Origin of the sequence: Aeromicrobium sp. Leaf291 (assembly GCF_001423365.1) — a bacterium.
Classification (GTDB): Bacteria; Actinomycetota; Actinomycetes; order Propionibacteriales; family Nocardioidaceae; genus Aeromicrobium.
Genome location: NZ_LMNM01000002.1, coordinates 275,682 through 292,648, shown reverse-complemented (window position 1 = coordinate 292,648; position 16,967 = coordinate 275,682). Strand labels below are relative to the sequence as shown.

General features: G+C 71.9%; 17 protein-coding genes. 9 read left to right on the top strand and 8 right to left on the bottom strand.

Annotation, left to right across the window (positions count from 1 at the left end; genetic code table 11):
• Positions 1-16: 16 nt before the first annotated feature.
• Positions 17-217: a hypothetical protein gene (locus tag ASF35_RS11195; RefSeq protein ID WP_055967237.1), complete on the bottom strand. Its 201-nt coding sequence runs from the start codon at positions 215-217 to the stop codon at positions 17-19.
• 162 nt (positions 218-379) lie between these two features.
• Here ASF35_RS11195 and ASF35_RS11190 point away from each other — a divergent pair, with 162 nt between their 5' ends.
• Both ASF35_RS11190 and ASF35_RS11185 read left to right on the top strand, forming a co-directional pair.
• Positions 380-892, top strand: coding sequence for a PH domain-containing protein (locus ASF35_RS11190; protein ID WP_055967234.1), 513 nt, complete (start codon positions 380-382; stop codon positions 890-892).
• Positions 879-2,300 carry a PH domain-containing protein gene (locus tag ASF35_RS11185; RefSeq protein ID WP_055967231.1) on the top strand — a complete coding sequence of 474 codons (1,422 nt, stop codon included), beginning with the start codon at positions 879-881 and terminating at the stop codon, positions 2,298-2,300. Before ASF35_RS11190 ends, ASF35_RS11185 begins: the two co-directional genes overlap by 14 nt.
• Here ASF35_RS11185 and dusB read toward each other — a convergent pair.
• The 3 genes from dusB to ASF35_RS11170 form a co-directional block, all read right to left on the bottom strand.
• The gene (gene dusB / locus ASF35_RS11180; RefSeq protein ID WP_055967228.1) at positions 2,241-3,422 is read right to left on the bottom strand and encodes a tRNA dihydrouridine synthase DusB; all 1,182 of its coding nucleotides are present in this window, start codon (positions 3,420-3,422) and stop codon (positions 2,241-2,243) included. The genes ASF35_RS11185 and dusB overlap by 60 nt on opposite strands.
• 517 nt (positions 3,423-3,939) lie before the next feature.
• Positions 3,940-4,521 carry a hypothetical protein gene (locus ASF35_RS11175; protein ID WP_055967225.1) on the bottom strand — a complete coding sequence of 194 codons (582 nt, stop codon included), beginning with the start codon at positions 4,519-4,521 and terminating at the stop codon, positions 3,940-3,942.
• Positions 4,522-4,546: 25 nt separating this feature from the next.
• Positions 4,547-5,935 carry a glycine--tRNA ligase gene (locus ASF35_RS11170; protein WP_055967222.1) on the bottom strand — a complete coding sequence of 463 codons (1,389 nt, stop codon included), beginning with the start codon at positions 5,933-5,935 and terminating at the stop codon, positions 4,547-4,549.
• Positions 5,936-6,091: 156 nt separating this feature from the next.
• Here ASF35_RS11170 and ASF35_RS11165 point away from each other — a divergent pair, with 156 nt between their 5' ends.
• From ASF35_RS11165 to ASF35_RS11140, 6 genes are all read left to right on the top strand, one after another.
• Entirely contained in the window at positions 6,092-7,081 is a 990-nt protein-coding gene (locus tag ASF35_RS11165; RefSeq protein ID WP_055967217.1) for a metal ABC transporter substrate-binding protein, read from the top strand.
• On the top strand, positions 7,078-7,851 hold the full coding sequence (locus ASF35_RS11160; RefSeq protein WP_055967214.1) for a metal ABC transporter ATP-binding protein: 774 nt from the start codon (positions 7,078-7,080) through the stop codon (positions 7,849-7,851). Before ASF35_RS11165 ends, ASF35_RS11160 begins: the two co-directional genes overlap by 4 nt.
• On the top strand, positions 7,851-8,684 hold the full coding sequence (locus tag ASF35_RS11155) for a metal ABC transporter permease (RefSeq protein ID WP_055968532.1): 834 nt from the start codon (positions 7,851-7,853) through the stop codon (positions 8,682-8,684). The genes ASF35_RS11160 and ASF35_RS11155 overlap by 1 nt, the downstream gene beginning before the upstream one ends.
• A gap of 8 nt (positions 8,685-8,692) precedes the next feature.
• Complete coding sequence (locus tag ASF35_RS11150) at positions 8,693-9,082, top strand: Fur family transcriptional regulator (protein ID WP_055967211.1); 390 nt, start codon at positions 8,693-8,695, stop codon at positions 9,080-9,082.
• Positions 9,079-9,978 carry a hypothetical protein gene (locus tag ASF35_RS11145; protein ID WP_055967208.1) on the top strand — a complete coding sequence of 300 codons (900 nt, stop codon included), beginning with the start codon at positions 9,079-9,081 and terminating at the stop codon, positions 9,976-9,978. The genes ASF35_RS11150 and ASF35_RS11145 overlap by 4 nt, the downstream gene beginning before the upstream one ends.
• Positions 9,979-10,050: 72 nt before the next feature.
• Positions 10,051-10,494 (top strand): GNAT family N-acetyltransferase, encoded by a 444-nt coding sequence (locus ASF35_RS11140; RefSeq protein WP_055967205.1) that lies wholly within the window; start codon positions 10,051-10,053, stop codon positions 10,492-10,494.
• 3 nt (positions 10,495-10,497) lie between these two features.
• Here the strand turns inward: ASF35_RS11140 and ASF35_RS11135 are convergent, their stop codons facing one another.
• Both ASF35_RS11135 and cimA read right to left on the bottom strand, forming a co-directional pair.
• Positions 10,498-11,259, bottom strand: coding sequence for a hypothetical protein (locus ASF35_RS11135; protein ID WP_055967201.1), 762 nt, complete (start codon positions 11,257-11,259; stop codon positions 10,498-10,500).
• 12 nt (positions 11,260-11,271) lie between these two features.
• Positions 11,272-12,849, bottom strand: a complete 1,578-nt coding sequence (gene cimA / locus ASF35_RS11130) for a citramalate synthase (RefSeq protein WP_156368021.1) — start codon at positions 12,847-12,849, stop codon at positions 11,272-11,274.
• A gap of 41 nt (positions 12,850-12,890) precedes the next feature.
• Here cimA and ASF35_RS11125 point away from each other — a divergent pair, with 41 nt between their 5' ends.
• On the top strand, positions 12,891-13,607 hold the full coding sequence (locus tag ASF35_RS11125; RefSeq protein WP_156368020.1) for a hypothetical protein: 717 nt from the start codon (positions 12,891-12,893) through the stop codon (positions 13,605-13,607).
• Positions 13,608-14,249: 642 nt separating this feature from the next.
• On the opposite strand, the gene ASF35_RS11120 is transcribed toward ASF35_RS11125, so the two are convergent.
• Both ASF35_RS11120 and ASF35_RS11115 read right to left on the bottom strand, forming a co-directional pair.
• On the bottom strand, positions 14,250-15,698 hold the full coding sequence (locus ASF35_RS11120; RefSeq protein WP_055967195.1) for an aspartate ammonia-lyase: 1,449 nt from the start codon (positions 15,696-15,698) through the stop codon (positions 14,250-14,252).
• Between the two features lie 153 nt (positions 15,699-15,851).
• Positions 15,852-16,949 (bottom strand): branched-chain amino acid aminotransferase, encoded by a 1,098-nt coding sequence (locus tag ASF35_RS11115; RefSeq protein WP_055967192.1) that lies wholly within the window; start codon positions 16,947-16,949, stop codon positions 15,852-15,854.
• Positions 16,950-16,967: the final 18 nt, after the last annotated feature.

Below are 16,967 nucleotides of genomic sequence, written 5' to 3'. Positions count from 1 at the left end.
AGCGAGGGTACTGGGATCAGCGCGAGAGCGGCTCGAGCAGGTCGCCCGCGGTCACCTGGTCGACCCGCTCGGACAGGGTCTTGAGCAGACCGTCGTTCTCGGTGTTCAGTCGCAGCACCTCGGCCTCGAGGTCGGCGACACGTCGGCGCAGCCGCGCGACCTCGTTCAGCTGGTCGAGCGTCGGTCCACCGACGAATCCGACGAGAGCCTTGGCCATGAGTGATCCTCCGCAGGAAGGTCGCGGCTCCGGCTCGAGTGCCGGGCGGCGGGACTGGGGTACAGCGGCGGCTGCGTCTGCCAGTGTCCCACCGCGACCGGGCCCGGGTCAAACCTCGGGCGTCCACCGGGACCCGCCCCGCGTGCACCTAGGCTGCAGGACGTGGACGCATCTCTCTTCCGGCCCGTCGCCGAGACCTGGCGTCCCGTCTCCCCTGCCCTCACGACGCGTCGCCGCATCGTGCTCGTCATCCCGCTCGTCGTCCTCGCCGTCCTGCTGGCCGCGGGTGCCGCGACGGCCACCGCCGTCGACGCGCACGTCCTCGTGAGCGTCGGGCTCGGGGCCCTGGCGGCGTGCGCCGCCGCGGCCGCCGCGACGACCTGGTGGTGGGCCGAGCGGAACCGTCGGTCCTGGGGCTGGGCGGAGGCCGAGGACGACCTGCTCGTCACCTCGGGCGTCATGTTCCGCCGACTCGTGGTGGTGCCCTACGGCCGCGTCCAGTTCGTCGACGTCGAGGGCGGGCCGGTCGAGCGACGGCTGGGCATCGCCCGCGTCTCCCTGCACACGGCCAGCACCGAGACCGCGGCCGTCGTGCCCGGCATCCCGGCCGACGAGGCGCGCCTGCTCCGCGACCGGCTCACCGAGCTCGGGCAGGCGCGCGATGGCGGGGTCTGAGCCCGTCGAGGCTGCCACCTCCGGCGACCCGGGCACCGCCCTGCCGACCGTCGGCAGCCGCACCCACCCCCTGACCGGTGCGGTGCAGGGCGGGCTGTGGGCCGGTGCCGCGGTGATCGCGATCGGCACCTCCTACCTCCAGGGGGACCGCTGGGACGGCGTGCCGTGGTGGGCCGCCCTGCTCGGCGTCCTCGGCGGAGGCCTCCTGCTCGGCCAGGCCGCAGGCTTCGTCTCCTGGTGGTTCACCCGCTACGTCGTCGACGACGACGAGGTGCGCATCGACAGCGGTGTCCTGAACCGTCGGTCGCGCCGTGCCGCGTTCGAGCGCATCCAGGCCGTCGACGTCGCCGAACCGCTCCTGGCCCGGGTCGTGGGCCTCGCCGAGGTGCGGATCGAGCTGGCCGGAGGGGACGAGTCCCGGCTCGTCGTCAGGTTCCTCCCGCTCGACCAGGCCCACGACGTCCGTCGACTGCTCCTGAGGCGGGCGCACGGTGGCGCTGCCGACGATGCCGACCCGGTCGAGGCGCTGGACGACCGCGACCTCATCACCCGGGTCACGCCGGAGCGCACGATGCTCGGCGCCCTCCTGAGCCTGGACCTGCTCACCGCGCTGGCGGCCGTCGCCGCGGTGGTCCTGGCCGCCATCGGCTTCGGCGCGCCGCTCGTGCTCCTCGGTGGCGTGCTCCCGGCGCTCTCCTGGGCGGTCCAGCTGATCTCGCGGCGCGTGGTGGCGGAGTGGGGCTTCACCCTCTGGCGCACGCCACACGGTCTGCGGATCGAGCGAGGTCTGCTGTCCCTGACCTCGCAGACCATCCCGTTCGCCCGGGTGCAGGGCATCGCCGTGGTCGAGCCGATCCTCTGGCGATCTCTCGGCTGGTGCCGTCTCGAGGTCGACGTCGCCGGAAGCGGCACCGGCGACGAGGCAGCCCGCGAGACCACCCTGCTGCCCATCGCGGACCGCGCCCTGGCCGCCGCTCTGGTCGACGAGCTCGTTCCCGAGACGGTCGTCGGCGAGGTCGACCGGACGGGGCCGGTCCGAGCGAGCCGGCGGTCGTGGCCCTTCGCACCGATCGGCTGGCGCTACCGCTGGATCGACCTGGGCCTGCGGCGCGCGACGTCGTCGACGGGGTGGTTGGCACGACGGACCAGCAGTGCCCCCCACGCCAAGGTGCAGTCGATCGCGCTGCGCCAGGGACCGCTGCAGCGGCGTCTCGGCGTCGCCACGGTCGAGCTGCACACGCCCGACGGACCCGTGGACGTCGACGCCCACCACCTGGCGGGACCCGTCGCCCGGGACGTCGCGCTCCGGGCGGTCGGTGCAGCCCGGTCGGCCCGGGCCGACGTCGGGTCAGCCGCCGCTCGTGGCGTCCTCGGCCGCGGGGTCGACGGCACCCACGACCTCGCGTGAACCGAGCCACCCGTCGGGCAGGGCCACCTTGCGGGGACTGCCCTGACGACCGCGCGGCGTCCCGAGCTCGGAGACCGGGTAGGGCTCGTCGGGGTCCAGGTCGCCGAGCAGCCGGTCGAGCGAGGAGTACGACGAGACGCCGCCGAGCTCCGTCCGGATCCGCGAGCCCGCTGCGAAGCCCTTGAGGTACCAGGCGACGTGCTTGCGGAACTCGATGCAGCCGCGCTCCTCCCCCAGCCAGTCGCCCAGGAGCTCAGCGTGCCGCCGCATGACGGCAGCCACCTCGCCGAGCCTCGGCAGGGTCGGCGTGGGTGCTCCACCCCCGGGGTCGGCGCCGAGGGTGGCGGCGAGGTCGCGGAACAGCCACGGCCGACCCAGGCATCCGCGACCCACGACGACGCCGTCGCAGCCCGTCTCGGCCATCATCCTCGCGGCGTCGGTGGCCTCCCAGATGTCGCCGTTGCCGAGCACCGGGATGCCGACCGCGGCCTTGAGCTCGCCGATCGCCTCCCACCGTGCCCGCCCGGAGTAGTGCTGCGCCGCGGTGCGACCGTGCAGGGCGATGGCGGCGCAGCCCGCGTCCTCGGCGATCCGGCCGGCGTCCAGGTACGTCAGGTGGTCCTCGTCGATGCCCAGGCGGGTCTTCATGGTGACCGGCACGCCGTACGGCTGCGCCGCACGCACCGTCTCCTCCAGGATCCGTCCGAGCAGCCCGGCCTTCCACGGCAGCGCGGCCCCGCCACCCTTGCGGGTGATCTTGGGGACGGGGCAGCCGAAGTTCAGGTCCACGTGCTCCACGCCGTGGTCCGCACAGAGGATCTCGACGGCCCGGCCCATCACCACCGGGTCGACGCCGTACAGCTGCACCGACCGCACGGTCTCGTTGTCGGCGAACGTCAGCATCGACAGGCTGGTGGCGTCACCCTCGACGAGCCCGCGTGACGTGATCATCTCGCACACGTAGAGACCGGCGCCCTGCTCGGCGCACAGCCGCCGGAACGCCACGTTGGTGACGCCCGCCATCGGCGCCAAGACCACCGGGACGTCGACCTCGAGGCCCCCCAGGCGCAGCGCGGCGGGCTCGCGGAGTCCGGGCGCGGCGCTCGGGTCGGTGACGGTCATGAGGGTTCCAGTATCCCTGGTCGCCCTCGTCGCTCGTGCACGGGACAGCACTCAGGGTCGGCGTCCGACCGTCGCCGGACGCCGACCCTGGTGGGTTCCTCGTGAGCAGTGGCCCGGTGGGCCCGGAGCGGGAGTGGCTCCGTTCCCGGCGACGAGGGCGGGCGACGTACAGGCCGGGCGAATGGGAGAGTCGTCCGGCGCCGCTCGCCTGCCGTGGGCGTGTCCCACGAGGAGGCTCGAGTGGGGCCCTGCGTTCGACCCCGAGTTCAATTGTGCCAGGGGGCCGGGTGCCGCCACCCGAGGTCTGGGAGCACCGACGAGCTCGCCGCCGGTCCGGGTCGACGAACGTCGTCGATGCTCCCAGCAGATCTGCGTGCCCCTGGTCGACGCGTGATCCTCGTCCATCTTGAGCACACGGCACCCGACAACGGAACACCTCGCCGGAAAGAACTTCCTGAATGACAGAAAGAACATGAAAAAGTCATTCTTCCCACCGGTCGACCGCGACGGGTCCCCGTCAGGACGAGGCCTTCCAGCGCACCGCCGAGGAGGCGTCCGACGGCTGGAGGTCGATCGTCCGAAGGGTCTCCCCCTTCGGCACGAGGTAGATGAAGCACAGCGTGGCGGAGGCGCCGGACAGGAAGCGGCCCGGCAGCGCCGACGACGGGCAGGGCTCGAAGTCACCGACCAGCTCGCTCGCCGGGTACACCGTCTCGGCACTGGAGTGCGCCAGCACCGGCAGGGACGACCCACCCAGACCGGCCGGTCCGTCGTTGCGCACGGTGAGGTCGACGTAGTAGGGCGTCGCGGTCGAGCTCTGCTCGTCGAGGCTGAAGAACCGGAAGTCCTTGAGCGTGCCCTTGCGCACCTCGTCGACGATCACGGTGACCGCGCTCGCGGCACCGTCGCCGAGGTCCAGCACGACCGTCGCGGGCTTGCCGAGGGCGAGGGACGTGCCCGGCTGGGTGAGCGTGACGCCGGCCGGGACGTCGAATCCCTTCGGCGTGGGGACCGGCGGCGCCTCGTCCTCGGACGAGCAGGCAGCGGCCAGCGCCAGGACCAGGACGGAGGCGGCGACGGGACCGGTGCGCGTGCTCACGGGACGATTGTGGCCCTGGCGGGGTTCAGCACCCGGGCAGGCGCGCCGCGAGCCAGTCGCGCACCTGGGTCAGACCCACCCGCTCCTGCTGCATCGTGTCACGGTCACGGATGGTGACGGCCTGGTCGTCGAGGGTGTCGAAGTCGACCGTGATGCAGAACGGCGTGCCGATCTCGTCCTGGCGGCGGTACCGCTTGCCGATCGCGGCGGCGTCGTCGAACTCCACGTTCCAGAAGCCGCGCAGCTCATCGGCCAGCCCGCGGGCCGTGGGCGACAGCTGCTCGTTGCGCGACAGCGGGAGCACCGCAGCCTTGGCCGGGGCGAGCCGCGGGTCGAGGCGCAGCACCGTGCGCTTGTCCACGCCGCCCTTGGTGTTGGGGGCCTCGTCCTCGGCGTAGGCGTCGACGAGGAAGGCCATCATCGAGCGGTTGACGCCGGCCGCGGGCTCGATCACGTACGGCGTGTAGCGCTCGCCCGTGGCCTGGTCGAAGTACGACAGGTCCTTCCCGGAGTGCTCGCTGTGCGTGCGCAGGTCGAAGTCGGTGCGGTTGGCCACACCCTCCAGCTCGCCCCACTCCGAGCCCTGGAAGCGGAACCGGTACTCGATGTCGACGGTGCGCTTGGAGTAGTGCGAGAGCTTCTCGGCGGGGTGCTCGTAGAAGCGAAGGTTCTCCGGATCCACGCCGAGGCCGGTGTACCAGCTCATGCGCGTCTCGAGCCAGCGCTCGTGCCACTCCTCGTCCGTCCCGGGCTCGACGAAGAACTCCATCTCCATCTGCTCGAACTCGCGCGTGCGGAAGATGAAGTTGCCCGGCGTGATCTCGTTGCGGAAGCTCTTGCCGATCTGCCCGATGCCGAACGGCGGCTTCCTGCGCGAGGTGGTCATGACCTGCGCGAAGTTCACGAAGATGCCCTGCGCGGTCTCGGGGCGCAGGTAGTGCAGACCCTCCTCGGACTCCACGGGACCGAGGTAGGTCTTGAGCAGGCCGTTGAACATCCGCGGCTCGGTCCACTGGCCCTTGGTGCCGCAGTTGGCGCACACGAGGTCGCTCATGGACACGGCGTCGGGGTCGGCCAGGCCCTTCTTCTCCGCGTACGCCTCCTGCAGATGGTCCTGGCGGTAGCGACGGTGGCAGGAGAGGCACTCGACGAGCGGGTCGACGAAGGCAGCGAGGTGGCCCGAGGCCTCCCACACGGACGTGGGAAGGATGACCGAGGAGTCGAGTCCGACGACGTCGTCACGCCCCTGCACCATCGAGCGCCACCACTGACGCTTGATGTTCTCCTTGAGCTCGGTGCCGAGCGGCCCGTAGTCCCAGGCCGACTTCGTGCCACCGTAGATCTCGCCGCACTGGTAGACGAATCCCCGGCGCTTGCAGAGGGAGATGACGGTGTCGATGAGGCTCGTGGCCATGGTGAGGCGCTCCGTTCCGGCTGGGTGTCGGCGGGCCGTGCGCGCGTCCGTGGCCGCGCGCGCCCGAGTGGGCCTCAGCGTACCCACGCCGGTTGTGACCGGGTCGACACGGTGGCGATTTGACAATCGTTCCCGTGACTCTTGAGAATCGTTCTCATGACGTTCTCCCTCGTGCGCCCCGCCGTCCTGCTGTCGTCCTGTGCTCTCGTGCTGGCCGGGTGCGGCAGCTCCGGAGGGAGCACCGACGACGTCTCGGTCGTCACGTCGTTCTACCCCGTCCAGTTCGTCACCGAGCGCGTCGCCGGCGACCGCGCCGAGGTCACCAACCTCACGGCCCCCGGCGGGGAGCCGCACGACCTGGAGCTGAGCCCGCGGCAGGTCGCCGCGGTGCAGGACGCCGACCTGGTCGTCTACCAGAGCCAGTTCCAGACGGCCGTCGACGAGGCCGTCGAGCAGGCCGACCGCACCAAGGGCACCACCATCGACTCCGCCGACGGCGTCACGCTCATCGAGGAGTCCGAGGAGGAGGCCGAGGGCGAGGACCATGCCCACGAGGAGGGTGACGAGCACGCGCACGAGGAGGGCGACGAGCACGAGGGTCATGACCACGGCCACGACCACGGCGGGGTCGACCCGCACCTGTGGCTCGACCCGACCAACCTCGTCCCGGTCACCGAGCACGTGCGCGACGCCCTGGTCGAGATCGACCCCGACCACGCCGACGAGTACCGCGCGAACGCCGCCGCGCTCGTCGAGGACCTGACGACCCTCGACGAGGACCTGACGACCGGGCTCGCCGACTGCAAGGTCCGCGACATCGTGACGAGCCACGCAGCCTTCGCCTACCTCGCCCAGGCCTACGACCTGACGCAGATCCCGATCGCCGGCATCGACCCCGGCACGGAGCCGTCCGCCGCCCAGCTCGCCACGATCTCGGACCTGGTCAGGACCGACGGCATCACCACGGTCTTCACGGAGACGCTCGTGAGCCCCGCCGTGGCGAACACCGTGGCCCGCGAGGCCGGGGTCGAGACGGCTACGCTCGACCCGATCGAGGGACTCACCAAGGCGACGTCCGACGAGGACTACCTCTCGATCATGCGCACCAACCTCGCCACCCTGCAGAAGGCCAACGACTGCTCATGACACACCCTCCGCTCCTGATGCGTGGCGTGGACGTCACGCTCGGCGGGGACCCTGTGCTGCGCGACGTCGACCTGGAGGTCGCGCAGGGTGAGTTCGTCACGCTGCTGGGCTCCAACGGCTCGGGCAAGTCCACCCTCGTCCGCGCCGCCGTCGGGCTCGTGCCGTCGACCGGCACCATCGAGCTGTTCGGCGAGCCGCTCGACGGGTTCCACGGCTGGCAGCGCATCGGCTACGTGCCCCAGCGGTCGGCGGCCGTGGCGGGTGTCCCGGCCACCGTCCGTGAGGTCGTCGCGAGCGGTCGGCTGTCGCGCCGGCCCCGGTTCGGGCTGCCCCGTCGTCCCGACCGGGAGGCCGTGACGACGGCGCTCGAGAGCGTCGGGCTCGCCCACCGTGCCGGCTCCCCGCTCGTGGAGCTCTCCGGCGGGCAGCAGCAGCGGGTCTCGATCGCTCGGGCGCTCGCCGGGGAGCCGGACCTCCTGGTCATGGACGAGCCCACCGCAGGCGTCGACGCCCACCACACCCAGGACCTCGCGGGGCTGCTGGCCGATCTCGCCGCCGACGGCACCACCGTGCTGCTGGTGGCCCACGAGCTGGGCCCGATGCTCCCCCTGATCGACCGTGCGGTCGTGCTCGATCGCGGCCGGGTCGTCCACGACGGGCCCGTCGACGACCACGTCGCGGGGGCCCACCAGGAGCACCACGGCGACGCCCACCCGCACTCCGCCCAGCCCGGTCGCCTTCGACCCCTGCCCGAGGAAGGGGTGTGGTGATGCTCCAGATCCTCGACTACGAGTTCATGCGGCTGGCGATCGTCGCCGCCGTCTTCACCGGCCTGGCCGCTCCCGCCATCGGCACCTACATGGTGCAGCGCCGCCTCGCGCTGCTCGGCGACGGTCTGGGCCACGTGGCGCTCACGGGCGTGGCGATCGGCCTGCTCACCGGCACCGCGCCGCTCCTGACCGCCCTCGTCGTGGCGGTGCTGGGAGCCGTGCTCATCGAGGTGCTGCGCACGTTCACCCGCACGAGCGGCGACGTCGCCCTCGCGATGCTGTTCTACGGCGGCATCGCCGGAGGCGTGCTGCTGATCGGTCTCGCCGGCGAGGGTGCCGCCACGCTGAACCGGTACCTCTTCGGCTCCATCACGACCGTCACGCCGTCCGACGTCACCGTCGTCTCGGTGCTGGGTGTCGTCGTGGTCGCCCTGTGCCTGGTGCTCTCGCCCCAGCTGTTCGCGGTCTGCCAGGACGAGGAGCACGCCCGGGTGTGCGGCGTGCCCGTGCGTCTGTACGGCGTGCTCATCGCGGTGCTCGCGGCGGCGACCATCACGGTCGCCATGCGCACCGTCGGGCTGCTCCTGGTCTCGGCCCTGATGGTGGTGCCGGTGGCCGCAGCGCAGCAGGTCAGCCGGAGCTTCCGCTCCACCCACCTGGCTGCGATGGCGATCGGACTGGTCACCGCGGTCTCCGGCGTGGTCGTCAGCTTCGAGGCCGACACCGCGCCCGGCCCGACGATCGTGCTCCTCGCCCTCGTGGCTTTCGCCCTCGCCGCGGTCCTTCGGGGAGTGACCGTCGGGCTCCGGCGCCGGTCGGTACGCTCGCCCTGAGGAGGACCATGGTCGACGTACGCAACACCAGGCAGCGCCGCGCCGTCAGCGCGGTGCTCGACGAGCTGGAGGGCTTCGCCAGCGCCCAGCAGATCCACGGCGAGCTGGGCCAGCGCGGCGAGAAGGTCGGTCTGTCCACCGTGTACCGCAACCTGCAGGCTCTGGTCGACGCCGAGCAGGTCGACGCCCTGCGTGGGAACGACGGCGAGGTGCTCTACCGCCGCTGCGAGGCCGGCGACCACCACCACCACCTGGTCTGCCGCTCGTGCGGTCGCGCCGTCGAGGTGGCCGGCCCCGCGGTCGAGTCGTGGGCCACCAAGGTGGCGTCGGAGAACGGCTTCACCGACGTCGAGCACACGCTGGAGATCTTCGGCACCTGCGCCGACTGCTCCCGGTGACCACGCTCCCCAGCACGACGCTCCCTGCCACGACGCTGCCTCCGGAGCGGTGGAAGCCCCTCGCACTGGCCCATCGCGACCGAGCTCGTCGTTGGACCGCGCCGCACCTGCTGCGACGCGAACGGCGTGAGCCGCACCCCGTGGTGGACTTCCTGTTCGAGTACTACAACCTCTCCCCCGGCCAGCTCGAGCGCTGGCACCCCGGACTCGGCACCGGACTCCTCCACGCCCCGACGCACGCCGCCCTCGGCGCCTACGTCACCCACGAGGGGGTGACGACCGTGGACGCGCAGCGCCTGACGTCGCGCGCGGCCGGCCTGCGCTGGACCCGCGCCCTGCTGGCGGCCACCCTCGACCGGCCGGCCCGGTGGGGCTGCTTCGGGCTCCACGAGTGGGCCATGGTCTACCGCGCCGAGCAACCGCGCCACGACCTCCCGCTGCGCCTCGGACGCTCCGGGACCGACGCGGTCGTGGAGTCCCACCCCCTCGGGTGCACCCACGTCGACGCCTTCCGCTTCTTCACGCCGCAGGCTGCGCCGCTGAACGCCCAGCACCTCGGTCGCGAGCACCAGCTCGACCAGGAGCAGCCGGGCTGCCTCCACGCCAACATGGACCTGTACCGCATCGCCTTCCGACTGCTGCCGTTCGTGGAGTCGACGGTGGTGCTCGACGCCTTCGAGCTGGCCCTCGAGATCCGCGCGGTCGACATGCAGGCCTCTCCCTACGACGTGAGCGCCTTCGGGCTGGAGCCGATCGCGATCGAGACCCCCGAGGGGAAGGCGGAGTACGTGCGGCGTCAACGGGCGTTCGCCGACCGAGCCGAGCCACTGCGCCGGACCCTCCTCGACCACGTCGACCGGCTCCTCGCCCACCCCGCGCTCGACGCCCCGGACTAGGAGCCGCCACCCCCGCCGTCGAAGCCACCACCGTCGCGGATCGACGGTCCTCGCCGGTACTAGGCTCATCGGGTGGCCGACCTCCCCATCATCCGCGCCGGTGACGCCCTGACCGCCGCGGAGGTCTACGCGATCTGGAAGATCCGCGACGCCGTCTTCGCGGTGGAGCAGCAGTGCGACGAGCCCGACGTCGACGGCATCGACCTGCTCCCGACGTGCACCCACCTCTGGTACGCCGACGAGGCCGGACCCACCAGCTACCTGCGGACCTACGTCACCGACGCGGGCGTGCGCAAGGTCGGCCGCGTGGCCACCCGCTCCGACAGCCGCGGGCAGGGCCTGTCGAGCCGGCTCCTGCGCGAGGTGCTCGACCGGTGGGGCGACGCCGAGATCCGGCTCGGCGCCCAGGCGTACCTGCACGACTGGTACGCCGGCTTCGGCTTCGAACGGTGCGGCGAGAACTTCCTCGAGGCCGGGATCGACCACGTCCCGATGCGCCGCGCGCCGGGTGCGTGACGCTCAGCCCACGACCGTGGAGTCGGCCACGACGGCGTCGAGCGCCTCACGCAGGTCGGCGCGCACGCCGTCGGCGTACTGGCGAACGGCCGCGCGCGCCGCGGTGTACTGCTCGGCGTACTGGAAGCTCCCACCCTGCCCGGCGTCGAGGCGGGCGGCGAGCCGTTCGGCCTCGGTGACCACGTGCTGCAAGGCGGCGCGCACGGCGTCGCGAGCGGGCGTGGCGGCCTCCGGCGCGTCCGTGGACTCGAACGTGGCGAGGGCCGAGCGCATCGGCGGCAGCAGCTGCGTCCGCAGCGGATCGCCGCTCGTGACGACGGTCGGCGGCGCGAGCTCGGCCGGGTTCAGGTCGAGGGCACGGTTCGCGGCCAGCACGAAGGACCGGGCGTCGACGGAGACGTCGACCACGTCGCCCAGCCGTTGCCACGACTCGCGCAGGGTCACCACGTCCTGGCGCGCTGCGGCGTAGGCGCTCGACCCCGACTCGCCGCGCTCGGGTGCCGACGCCAGCTCCGGCAGGTCGTCACCGCGTGCCTCGATCACCTCGGCGACGTCGGTCGGATCGGCAGCGTCCACGGCCTCCAGGTCCTTCACGAGCGCCGCACGGAAGCCGGCCGCCTCGCCGGCGTACTTCTGGGCGACGTCGTCGGCCCGCTCCACGTCCGCCTGACGGGCGCGGGCGTCGACGACGACGAACCCACCGATCACCAGCCCGAGGACGAGCGTCGGCGCGAGGACCAGCGCGAGGAGGCGCCCCCGGGTCACGCCGCTCGCTCCTCAGGCACTGCCGACCGGGACACCGTGGCGGCGCAGCCCGTACGTGAGGGCGTCGACCATGGCCTCCCACGAGGCCTCGATCATGTTGGCTCCCACGCCCACCGTGACCCAGGAGTCCTGACCGTCGGACGTCTCGATGAGCACCCGTGTGACGGCGTCGGTCCCGTGGCCCTGGTCGAGGATGCGCACCCGGAAGTCGATGAGGTGGAACCGCGCGACGTCGGGGTAGAGCTGCTCGATGGCCTGGCGCAGGGCGTGGTCGAGGGCGTTCACCGGGCCGTTGCCCTCACCGATGACGGCCAGCCGCTGTCCGGCCGCGCGGAGCTTGACGGTCGCCTCCGTGCCCCGGGCCGACTCGGCCAGCACGCGCCAGGACTCGACGTCGAAGTAGGAAGGGCGGCCGCCCTCCATCTCCTCGGCGAGGAGCAGCTCGAAGGACGCGTCGGCGGCCTCGAACGTGTAGCCCTGCTGCTCCATCGCCTTGACCCGGTCGGTCACCCGGGCGAGCCGGCCGGCGTCGGCAGCCACGTCGTAGCCGAGCTCGCGACCCTTGAGCTCGATGGTGGCCCGGCCGGCCATCTCCGAGACCAGGAGGCGCATGTCGTTGCCGACCAGCGCCGGGTCGATGTGCTGGTACAGGTCGGGGTCGACCCGGATGGCGCTGGCGTGCAGGCCCGCCTTGTGCGCGAACGACGAGACCCCGGTGTAGGGCTGACGCGCCGACGGCGGGTAGTTGGTGATCTCCGCGACGGCATGGGCGATGCGCGTGGCGTCGGCGAGCGCGCCCTCGGGCAGCACGCTCATGCCGAGCTTCAGCTCGAGGTTGGCCACGGACGTGACGAGGTCGGCGTTGCCGGTGCGCTCGCCGTAGCCGTTGATGCAGCCCTGCAGGTGCGTGGCACCGGCCCGCACGGCCGCCATCGAGTTGGCCACGGCGCAGCCCGTGTCGTTGTGCGCATGGATGCCCAGACGCGCCCCGACCCCGAGCGCGTCGGCCACGACCTCCTCCACCTGGTGGGGAAGCATGCCGCCGTTCGTGTCGCAGAGCACCACCACGTCGGCGCCGGCGCCCGCCGCCTCGGCGACGACCTGCAGCGCGTAGTCGCGGTTCGCCGCGTACCCGTCGAAGAAGTGCTCGCAGTCGACGAAGACCCGCTGCCCCTCGGTGCGCAGGTGGGCCACGGTGTCGCGCACCATGGCGAGGTTCTCCTCGAGGGTGGTGCGCAGGGCCAGCTCGACGTGACGGTCGTGGCTCTTGGCCACGAGCGTGACCACGGAGGCTCCCGAGTCCCGGAGAGCGGCGACGAGCGGGTCGTCGGCGGCGGCCACGCCGGCACGGCGCGTGGCGCCGAACGCGGCGAGCGTGGCGTTCTGCAGCTCGAGCTCCTTCGCGGCCAGCGCGAAGAACTCCGTGTCCTTCGGGTTCGAGCCCGGCCAACCGCCCTCGATGAACCCCACCCCGAGGTCGTCGAGGTGGCGCGCCACGTGCATCTTGTCCTGCACGGAGAGGTTGAGACCCTCCTGCTGGGCACCGTCGCGCATCGTGGTGTCGTAGACGTGGAACTCGTCGCTGATCACGCGCGCCAGTCTAGTCGGCGCCCGACCTAGGATGGACGGCTATGACCTCTCGACCCGTGCCGGTGCCCACCACGTGCGAGTGGATGTATGCGGTGATGACGCCGGAGCCCCTCGAGCACGAGGACCACCTGCCCCTCCCGAACGCGGCGCTCCTGCGCGCGCACGGGACCTCGCAGGTCGGTCTCGCCCGCCTCGAGCGGTGCCCCCACCAGGTCGTGCTGCAGAGCCAGGCACCGGTCGAGACCGCCGCCGCCGCAGCGCGCGACGCGCGCATCCAGGCCCTCGAGATGGCCGCCCGGCACGACGGTGTGGTGGTGGAGCTGCTGACACCGCGCGTGGTGGAGCTGACGAGCGAGCAGGTCTCCCTCGCGCACGCGGCCCAGTGGTACGTGCTGGACCACGCGGCCCTGCTCGACGGTGATCTGGTGACCGACGGACTGGCCCAGTTCGGCCTCCCCGAGGTCCGCGTGCGCGGCACCGTGCCCGACGGACGCGGCGCGGAGCTCCGCATCGACCGGGCCATGTCGAGCGCAGTGCTCGCCGGGCTCGTGCACCGGCTGATCGCGGAGTGGCCGGCTCAGGACCCCGTCGGAGAGGCCACGATCACGCTGAGCGACATCGCGTTCGGCCTTGGCGACCTGCAGGCGGACGTGACCCCACGCGACCGGGGCATCCGGATCTCCATCGACTACGTCCCCGACGACCACGTCCTGGGCGTCGAGCTGCTCGAGGACCCCGCGACGACGTTGTTCGTGTAGGTCGATCGCCCGCTGCGTCGCCTGCGAGGGCCTCGGCTCGCTGCTGCGCTGCCCGCGGGGGCTTCGGCTCGCCGCTGCGTTGCCGCGGCTCGCGCCCCGATCGGTCTCCGAGAGGGCCTCGACCGGGCGGCTGGCGCGGGACGCGGTCCGGGTTCTCGGGCTGTGGCGGGTGCTGGTCGGACGCAGGATTCTGCGTTCGCGCGCTGGGAGGCGAAAGCTTCTGCGTTCGTGTCGGGATCCGGTCGTGAACGCAGCATCGTGGCCGCCTGGCCGCGCGGGCTGGCATGGATTCTCCCTTCCCGTGGACCGGTCCACGAGAAGGGAGAATCCCTGGCCCTGCGCCCTCGACATCGGTGGATCCTCAACCTCTGCGGGCCGTCTGCGGTGGAGGATCCACCGATGGCACGCACGAACGAAGAATCCTGCGCCGATCGCGCGCAAAGGAAGAATCGTGCGTCACCCGCAGCACCAGACCGGACCCCGAGACGCCGGACCAGCGCCCGCCCAGCCGTCCGGTCGAGGCCCTTTCGGGGGCCGACCCCGGCGCGAGCCGAAGCAGCGCACCAGCACGTCGAGACGAAACCAGGCAGCGCAGCACCAAGCCCAACACGACCCCACGCAGCCCAGCCGCAGGACGGTCGATCAGGCGCGGGGCGTCAGGTTGGCGAGCACCTCGGGCTGCAGGATCGCGTGCAGCTGCTCCGGCGGGAGCAGCTTCTTCTCCAGCACCAGCTCGGCCACGCCGCGGCCGGTCGCCAGCGCCTCCATCGCGACCTCGGTGGCCGCGGCGTACCCGATGAACGGGTTGAGGGCGGTGACGAGGCCGATCGAGTTCTCGACCTCCTGGCGCAGCAGCTCCTCGTTGGCGGTGATCCCGTCGACACAGCGACGCGCGAGCACCAGCATGGCCTCGCGCATGCGGTAGATGCCCGACGACAGCGAGTAGCAGATGACCGGCTCGAAGGCGTTGAGCTGCAGCTGACCACCCTCGGCCGCCATCGTGACCGTGACGTCCATGCCGATGACCTGGAACGCCACCTGGTTGACCACCTCGGGGATCACCGGGTTCACCTTGCCGGGCATGATGCTCGAGCCGGCCTGCACCGCCGGCAGGTTGATCTCGTTGAGACCCGCTCGCGGACCCGACGAGAGCAGGCGCAGGTCGTTGCAGATCTTGCTGATCTTCACCGCGACCCGCTTGAGCACGCCCGACAGCTGGACGAACGCGCCGCAGTCCTGCGTGGCCTCGATGAGGTCGACGGCGCTCACGAGCGGCAGTCCGGTCATGCGCGCCAGGTGCTCGCAGGCGATGGGGACGTAGCCGACCGGCGCGTTGAGCTGGGTGCCGATCGCCGTGGCACCGAGGTTGATCTCGTGCAGCATCGCCACCGCCTCGGTGAGGCGGCTGTGGTCCTCGCCGAGCATCACCGCGTAGGTGGAGAACTCCTGGCCGAGCGTCATCGGGACCGCGTCCTGCAGCTGGGTGCGGCCCATCTTCAGCACACCGCGGAACTCCTCGGCCTTCGCGGCGAACGACGCCTGCAGGACCAGCATCGCGTCGAGCAGGGAGTGGGTCGCCAGGATGATCGCGATCTTGACGGCCGTCGGGTACACGTCGTTGGTGGACTGGCTCAGGTTGACGTGCTCGTTGGGGTGGACCCGGGCGTAGTCACCCTTGGTGTGGCCCAGGATCTCGAGCGCGCGGTTGGCGATGACCTCGTTGGCGTTCATGTTCGTGGACGTGCCGGCGCCACCTTGCATGACGTCGACGACGAACTGGTCATGCAGCTCCCCGGCCCTGATCTCCTCGCACGCCTGCTCGACGGCACGGAAGCGCTCGTCGTCGAGCAGCCCGAGCTGGTGGTTGGTGGTCGCGGCGGCCTGCTTGACCGCCGCGAGCGCCTCGATCAGGAACGGGCTCTGGCCGATCGGGATGCCGGTGATCGGGAAGTTCTCGGTGGCGCGCAGCGTGTGGACGCCCCAGTAGGCGTCGACGGGGACGTCGCGGTCGCCGATGAGGTCGTGCTCGCGTCGCGTGGTGCCGTCCGGTGCCGCCGGCTGCTCCGCAGCGCGGCTGGTCGAGAGCGTCATGTCGTCCTTCCGTCGCAGGGACGGGCCGAGGGTGGGGTCCGCCGCTGGTTCTCGTGGGTCACGTCGCGGGATCGCCGCAGGTGACCGTGGTCACACCCATCTGACCAGAACGACCCCGGGCGCGCCAGCACCCGGGGTCGTGTCGTGCGCGGTTCAGTCTGTGACCGGGCGCATCCAGTTGTGCCGGTCCTCGGCGCGGCCGTACTGCACGTCGACGAGGGCGGAGCGGATGTCGAGGGTGACCTTGCCGGCCCCGCCGTCGCCGGCGACCGCCTCGCCGCCGTCCCACTTGAGCACGCCCACGGGCGTGACGACGGCAGCGGTGCCGCACGCGAAGACCTCGGTGATGGTGCCGTCGGCGGTGCCCTCGCGCCACTCCTCGATGCTCACCCGGCGCTCGACGACCTCGTGGCCGAGGTCGCGGGCGATCTGGAGGATCGAGTCGCGGGTGATGCCCTCGAGGATCGAGCCCGAGAGCTCGGGGGTGACGATCGACCCGTCGGACTGGACGAAGTACAGGTTCATCCCTCCGAGCTCCTCGACCCAGCGGTGCTCGACCGAGTCCAGGAAGGCGACCTGCTGGCAACCGTGCGCGGTGGCCTCCTGCTGCGGGAGCAGGCTCGCGGCGTAGTTGCCGCCGCACTTGGCCGCGCCCGTGCCGCCCGCACCGGCGCGCGAGTACTCCGAGGACAGCCAGATGGAGACCGGCTCGACCCCGCCGGGGAAGTACGCACCGGCCGGTGAGGCGATGACGCAGTAGGTGACGTGCTGGCTCGGACGCACCCCGAGGAAGACCTCGGAGGCGAACATGAACGGACGCAGGTACAGGCTCGTCTCGCCACCCTGGGGCACCCAGCTGCGGTCGGCCTCGACCAGCGCGCCGATGGAGCCGAGGAACCAGTCCTCGGGCAGCTGGGGCAGCGCGAGTCGCTGCGCCGAGCGCTGGAGCCGCGCCGCGTTCTGCTCGGGGCGGAACACCCGGATCGACCCGTCGGCCCACGCGTAGGCCTTGAGCCCCTCGAAGATCTCCTGCGCGTAGTGCAGGACCGCGGTCGCGGGGTCGAGCTGCAACGGACCGTAGGGCACGACGCGCGCGTCGTGCCAGCCGGCCTCGGGCGTCCACTCGGTGAGGAACATGTGGTCGGTGAAGTGGTTGCCGAAGCCCGGCGAGGCGAGGATCGCCTCCCGTTCGGCGTCCGTCCGGGCAGCCTGGTTGAGCTCGAGGGTGCTGGCGAACGGTGCGGTGGTCATGCTGGACACGGTAGTCCT